Origin of the sequence: Kitasatospora sp. NPDC051164 (genome assembly GCF_044455625.1) — a bacterium.
Taxonomy (GTDB): domain Bacteria; phylum Actinomycetota; class Actinomycetes; order Streptomycetales; family Streptomycetaceae; genus Kitasatospora.
This window is the reverse complement of record NZ_JBITFB010000097.1, coordinates 1-5,907: the sequence shown is the minus strand read 5'-3', so window position 1 is coordinate 5,907 and position 5,907 is coordinate 1. Positions and strand designations below refer to the sequence as shown.

Annotated in this window: 1 protein-coding gene; it reads left to right on the top strand. The window is 72.3% G+C overall.

Annotation, left to right across the window (positions count from 1 at the left end; translation table 11 throughout):
• A partial coding sequence (locus tag ACIBEC_RS47425) for an amino acid adenylation domain-containing protein (RefSeq protein ID WP_396290880.1) occupies positions 1-5,907 on the top strand: 5,907 nt, incomplete at both ends.

Genomic DNA, 5,907 nt, shown 5'->3' with positions numbered 1-5,907 from the left:
CTCACCCTCCACCCCGACCACCCCGCCTACGTCATCTACACCTCCGGCTCCACCGGCCGCCCCAAGGGCGTCACCATCCCCCACCGCGCCATCGTCAACCGGCTGGCCTGGATGCAGTCCGCGTATCCGCTGGACGCCACGGACCGCGTGCTGCAGAAGACTCCGTTCGGCTTCGACGTCTCCGTCTGGGAGTTCTTCTGGCCGCTCCTGGAGGGCGCCACCATGGTGGTCGCGCGCCCCGGCGGCCACCAGGACCCGGGCTACCTGATCGATCTGATCCAGAGCCAGCAGGTCACCGTCACCCACTTCGTGCCGTCGATGCTGCAGGCTTTCGCCCAGGAGCCGGCCGTCGCGAACTGCACCAGCCTGCGGTCGGTGTTCTGCAGCGGCGAGGCCCTGCCGGCCGAGCTGCGGGACAAGTTCCTGGCGCTGCTCGACGTGCCGCTGCACAACCTCTACGGTCCGACGGAGGCGGCGGTCGACGTGACCGCCTGGGATTGTGCCACCCCGAACGCCGGGGCCTCCGTCCCGATCGGCCGGCCGGTGTGGAACACCCGGGTGTACGTGCTGAACGCGCGACTGGAGCCGGTCCCGCCGGGTGTGGAGGGCGAACTCTACCTCGCGGGCCTCCAGTTGGCCCGCGGCTACCTCAACCGCCCCGGCCTCACTGCCGAACGCTTCGTCGCCTGCCCCTACGGCGAGCCCGGCGAACGCATGTACCGCACCGGCGACCTCGCCCGCTGGACCGCCGACGGGGACCTGGAGTTCGTCGGCCGCGCCGACGACCAGGTCAAGCTCCGCGGCTTCCGCATCGAACTCGGCGAGATCCAGGCCGTCCTCGCCGGCCACCCCGCCGTCGCCCAGGCCGCCGTCATCGCCCGCGAGGACACCCCCGGCAACAAGCGCCTCGTCGCCTACCTCGTCGCCGCCCTCGGCCACAGCAGCGATGAACTCGTCGCATCCGTCGGGGAGTTCCTGCGCCGACAGCTGCCGGACTACATGGTGCCGTCGGCGACCGTGGTCCTCGACGCGCTGCCCGTCACCGTCAACGGCAAGCTCGACCACCGCGCCCTGCCCACCCCCACCTACACCACCCAGACCGACCGCACCCCCACCACCCCGCACGAGGAAATCCTCTGCGCCGTCTTCGCCCAGGTCCTCGACCTGCCCCGAGTCACCCCCACCGACAACTTCTTCGACCTCGGCGGCCACTCCCTCCTCGCCACCCGCCTCGTCAGCCGCATCCGCACCACCCTCGGCATCGAGGTCCCGATGCGCACCCTCTTCGAGGCGCCAACCGCGGCCGGCCTCGCCCAGCGGCTGGACGCCGATGCCGGGGTGCGCACGGCGGTCACCGCTGCCCAGCCGCGACCCGAGCGGGTGCCGCTCTCCTTCGCGCAGCAACGCCTCTGGTTCCTGGGCGAGCTGACCGGACCGAGCGCCGCCTACCACATCCCGGCGGCTCTCCGCCTTACCGGCGACCTCGACCAGGAGGCCCTCCGGGCGGCACTGCGTGACCTGATCGCCCGCCACGAGGCCCTGCGGACGCTCTTCCCCCTCACCGACGGGCAGCCGCGCCAACACGTTCTTCCCGCCGACGGGTTCAGCTTCGAGCTCGCCGTCACCGAGCCGGCCAAGCACGAGCTCACCGAGCACAAGCTCACCGAGTCCGAGCTCGCCGAGGCGATCACCCGCACCGCCACCCGAGCCTTCGACCTCACCACCGAACTCCCCATCCGCGCCGAACTGTTCACCCTCGCACCGGACGACCACGTCCTCACCGTCACCATCCACCACATCGCCGGCGACGGCTGGTCCCTCGCCCCACTCGGCCACGACCTCTCCACCGCCTACACCGCGCGCCTCGACGGCCGGGCACCCGAATGGGAGCCCCTGCCCGTCCAGTACGCCGACTACACCCTCTGGCAACGCGACCTACTCGGCGACGACCACGACCCCGACAGCCTGCTCAGCGAACAACTCGCCTACTGGCGCGAGGCCCTGGCCGACATCCCGGCCGAGCTGGAACTGCCCTTCGACCGGCCGCGCCCGCCCGTCGCCACCCAGCACGGCGCCCTGGTCGACCTGCCCATCGCCCCCGACCTGCACGCCGCCCTCACCGAGCTCGCCCGCAGCAACGGCGCCACCATGTTCATGGTGCTCCAGGCCGCACTCGCCGTCCTGCTCTCCCGCCTCGGCGCCGGACCGGACATCCCCATCGGCACGCCGATCGCCGGCCGCACCGACGAGAACCTGAACGAGCTGGTCGGCTTCTTCGTCAACACCCTCGTCCTGCGCACCGACCTCACCGACGACCCCACCTTCGAGCAACTGCTCGGCCGCGTCCGCGAAACCGGCCTCGCCGCCTTCGCCCACCAGGACGTGCCGTTCGAGCGCCTCGTCGAAGAGCTGGCACCCGTGCGCTCGATGGCCCGGCACCCGCTCTTCCAGGTCATGCTCAGCCTGCAGAACAACGCCGAGGCGATCCTGGACCTGCCCGGGCTCCACAGCACCGCCCTGCCCGCCGGCCCGCCCGCGGCGAAGTTCGACCTCGCCTTCGAGATCGACGAGACCTTCGACCCCGCCACCGGCACCCCCGCCGGCCTCGCCACCCGCATCACCTACGCCACCGACCTCTTCGACCACGCGACGGTCGAACTGCTCGGCGAGCGCTGGGCCCGGGTGCTGACCGCGCTGACGGCGGCCCCGCAGGCCCCGGTCAGCACGGCGGACGTCCTCGACGCCGAGGAGCGGCGCCGGATCCTGGAACGGTGGAACGACACCGCGCTGCCGGTGCCGCCGGCCACGCTGCCGCAACTCTTCCAGACCCAGGTGGCCCGCACCCCCGACGCCATCGCCCTCACCCACGTCGACCAGCGGCTCACCTACGCCGAGCTCGACACCCGCAGCAACCGCCTCGCCCACCACCTGATCGCCGCCGGCGTCGGCCCGGAGAGTCTGGTCGCGCTGGCGCTGCCGCGCTCCGCCGACCTGCTCACGGCGATGCTGGCGGTGCTGAAGAGCGGCGCGGCCTACCTGCCGCTGGACGTGGCACACCCGGTGTCGCGGATCGCCTTCCAACTGGACGACGCCCGGCCGACCCTGGTGATCACCTCGGAGGCGAGCACCGCCGTCCTGAACGGCACCTCGACGCCCCGGCTGGCACTCGACGGGGCGGAGACGATCGCCGCGCTCGCCGAGCGGTCCGACTCCGCGGTGACGGACGCCGACCGTACGAGGCCGCTGCTGCCCGCACACCCCGCCTACGTCATCTACACCTCGGGCTCCACCGGACGCCCCAAGGCGGTCGTGATCCACCACGGCGGCCTGGCGAACCAGTTGGCGTGGCTGGCCGCGGACCACGGGCTCGCACCGGACGACGTGATGCTGGCCCGTACCTCCACCGCGTTCGACGCGTCGGTGTGGGAGCTGTGGCACCCGCTGGCCTCCGGGGCCGCCGTCTGTCTGCTCCCCGACGGCTTCGGCGGCGACCCCCGCCGACTGCTCCGCTACGCCACCGAACACCGGGTGACCGTCGCCCAGTTCGTCCCCTCGCAGCTCGCCACGCTCCTCGACGAGGGCCGTATCGACTCCCTGCGGCGGCTGTTCTCCGGCGGCGAGTCGCTGAGCGCGGACCTCGCCCGGCGGATCACGGACATCTGGAACGTCACACTCATCAACATCTACGGCCCCACCGAGACGACCGTGCAGGTCGCCCACACACCCGGAGAGCCGCCGGCTGCCGGATCGACGGTGCCGATCGGTCGTCCGATCCACAACACCCGGTTCTTCGTCCTGGACGCGTCGCTGCGCCCGGTGCCGCCGCGCGTGGCCGGCGAACTGTACATCGCGGGTGCCCAGTTGGCGCGCGGCTACCTGGGCCGGCCCGGTCTGACCGCCGAACGCTTCGTGGCCTGCCCGTACGGCGAGCCCGGCGAGCGGATGTACCGCACCGGCGACGTGGTCCGCTGGACCAGCGATGGCGAACTCGAGTTTGTCGGCCGCGCCGACGACCAGGTCAAGATCCGCGGCTTCCGCATCGAGCTCGGCGAGATCCAGGCCGTGTTCACCGCTCACCCCGCCGTCGCCCAAGCCGCCGTCACCGTCCGCGAGGACGCCCCCGGCGACAAGCGACTCGTCGCATACCTCGTCCCGGCCCCCGGGACGGACGTTGCCGGACTGCCCGCACTGGCCCGGGCAGCGGCCGCCGAGCGGCTGCCGGAGTACATGGTGCCGTCGGCCGTGGTGGTGCTGGAGGCGCTCCCGCTGACCGTCAACGGCAAGCTCGACCACCGCGCCCTGCCCGCCCCCACCTACACCGCCCAGACCGACCGCACCCCCGCCACCCTCCGTGAAGAACTGCTCTGCACCGTCTTCGCCGAGGTCCTGGGCCTGCCCTCGGTCGGCCTCGACGACAGCTTCTTCGACCTCGGCGGACACTCCCTCCTCGCCACCCGCCTCGCCAGCCGCATCCGCACCACCCTCGGCACCGAACTCCCCCTACGCACCCTCTTCGAAGCACCCACCCCCGCCGCCCTGGCCGAGCGGCTGGACGCCGCCACCGGGGTACGCCCTGCGGTCACCACTGCCGAGCGGCCGGAGCGGCTTCCGCTCTCCTTCGCCCAGCAACGCCTCTGGTTCCTCGGCGAGTTGACCGGGCCCAGCGCCGCCTACAACATCCCGGCCGTACTCCGCCTCACCGGCGCCCTGGACCGGGAAGCGCTCCAGGCGGCACTGCACGACCTGATCGCCCGCCACGAAGCTCTGCGCACCGTCTTCCCCGCCGTCGACGGACAGCCGCACCAACACGTCCGCCCTGCCGACCAGTTCACCTGCCGGCTCACCGTCACCGCGACCACCGAGCCGCAACTGGCCGCCGCCGTGGCCCGCGCCACCGGGCACCCCTTCGACCTGGCGACCGAACTCCCGATCCGGGCCGAGCTGTTCGCGCTGTCGCCGCAGGACCACGTGCTCGTGGTGACGGTTCACCACATCGCCGGTGACGGCTGGTCGATGGCTCCGCTGGGGCGCGACCTGTCCGCCGCGTACGCGGCGCGGATGGGCGGCCAGGCGCCCGCGTGGGCGCCGCTGCCGGTGCAGTACGCGGACTACACGCTCTGGCAGCGGGAGCTGCTGGGGTCGGAGGAGGACGCCGAAGGCCTGCTGGCACAGCAGTTGGGGTACTGGCGAGAGACGCTGGACGACCTGCCGGAGGAGCTGACGCTCCCCTTCGACCGGCCGCGCCCGGCCGTCGCCTCGAACCGGGGGGAGACGGTCGAGCTGACCGTCCCCGCCGAACTGCAGGCGGGGCTGCTGAAGCTGGCCCGGACGGAGGGCGTCACGTCCTTCATGGTGCTGCAGACGGCACTGGCGGTGCTGCTCTCCCGGCTCGGCGCCGGCAAGGACGTCCCGATCGGCACGCCGATCGCCGGCCGCACCGACGAGAACCTCGACGACCTCGTCGGGCTCTTCGTCAACACCCTGGTCCTGCGCACCGACCTGAGCGGCGCCCCGACCTTCGCCGAGCTGCTGGGCCGGGTCCGCGATGCCGCGCTGGGCGCGTTCGCCCACCAGGACGTGCCGTTCGAGCGCCTCGTCGAGGAGCTGGCGCCCGCGCGCTCGATGGCCCGGCACCCGCTCTTCCAGGTCATGCTCAGTCTGCAGAACAACGCCGAGGCGATCCTGGACCTGCCGGGAATCGAAGCCTCGGCCGTGTCCGATGACCAGCAACTCGCCAAGTTCGACCTGCAGTTCGATGTCACCGAGCAGGCCGACGGTCTCTCCGTGCGGATCATCTTCGCGGCGGAGTTGTTCGACCGGGCGTCGGTGGAGGTCCTGGGACGACGGTGGCTGCGGGTCCTGGAGGCCCTCGCCACCGATCCGTCACAGCCCGTCCACGCCGTGCAG